Source organism: Paenibacillus oenotherae (assembly GCF_019443105.1).
GTDB classification, from domain to species: Bacteria; Bacillota; Bacilli; order Paenibacillales; family Paenibacillaceae; genus Paenibacillus_Z; species Paenibacillus_Z oenotherae.
Map to the genome: position 1 here is coordinate 1 of NZ_JAHZIJ010000068.1, position 905 is coordinate 905.

2 tRNA genes and 3 rRNA genes are annotated in these 905 nt (G+C 51.8%); all 5 read right to left on the bottom strand.

Annotated features, from left to right (window positions below):
- Positions 1-127: ribosomal RNA gene (locus K0T92_RS24530) — 23S ribosomal RNA — on the bottom strand; the annotation flags it as partial.
- Positions 128-370: 243 nt separating this feature from the next.
- Positions 371-446: transfer RNA gene (locus K0T92_RS24535), tRNA-Ala, on the bottom strand.
- Positions 447-459: 13 nt separating this feature from the next.
- Positions 460-536: transfer RNA gene (locus tag K0T92_RS24540), tRNA-Ile, on the bottom strand.
- Positions 537-569: 33 nt separating this feature from the next.
- Positions 570-686: ribosomal RNA gene (gene rrf, locus K0T92_RS24545) — 5S ribosomal RNA — on the bottom strand.
- 99 nt (positions 687-785) lie between these two features.
- Positions 786-905 (bottom strand): 16S ribosomal RNA (locus K0T92_RS24550); the annotation flags it as partial.

Sequence of the window (905 nt, forward strand, 5' to 3'; positions counted from 1 at the left end):
GTTTCCCCATTCGGACATCCCCGGATCAAAGCCTGCTTACGGCTCCCCGAGGCATTTCGCTGTTCGCCGCGTCCTTCATCGACTCCTGGCGCCTAGGCATCCTCCGTGCGCTCTTAGTAGCTTAACCTGTGCTCCGGATTTGCGGTTCGTGCTCCCGTTGTAGCTCGATTTCTTGAACACTAAGTGATTAGCGGTAGAAATCTCTCTACAAAAGTACGCACGAACTCGCAAATCCTTCGCTGCAACAAACAAATAAATGCTTGCTGCGTGGTATAAACTCAGCTAAAGGATGTTTCTATGTTACGCAATTTTCGTATCCAGTTTTCAAGGTGCAAGATGCATTGCATCGTGATGCAATGGATGGTTTGTTTGGTGGAGCCAAGGAGGATCGAACTCCTGACCTCCTGCGTGCAAGGCAGGCGCTCTCCCAGCTGAGCTATAGCCCCATGTAAAAGGTAATGGTTGGCCTTAGTGGACTCGAACCACCGACCTCACCCTTATCAGGGGTGCGCTCTAACCAGCTGAGCTAAAGGCCATTATTATTACTTTTTGAGATGGAAAAACCATCCGCTTGGCGACGTCCTACTCTCCCAGGACCCTGCGGTCCAAGTACCATCGGCGCTGGAGGGCTTAACGGTCGTGTTCGAGATGGGAACGCGTGGGTCCCCTCCGCCATCGCCACCAAACGGATGAATATTATATGAAAGAGACTTGCTCTCTCAAAACTGAACATGAGCGATACCTGTCAAGTATCTGACCTTCATCGAGGTCAGGTAATTCCTTAGAAAGGAGGTGATCCAGCCGCACCTTCCGATACGGCTACCTTGTTACGACTTCACCCCAATCATCTACCCCACCTTCGGCGGCTGGCTCCTTGCGGTTACCCCACCGACTTCGGGTGTTGT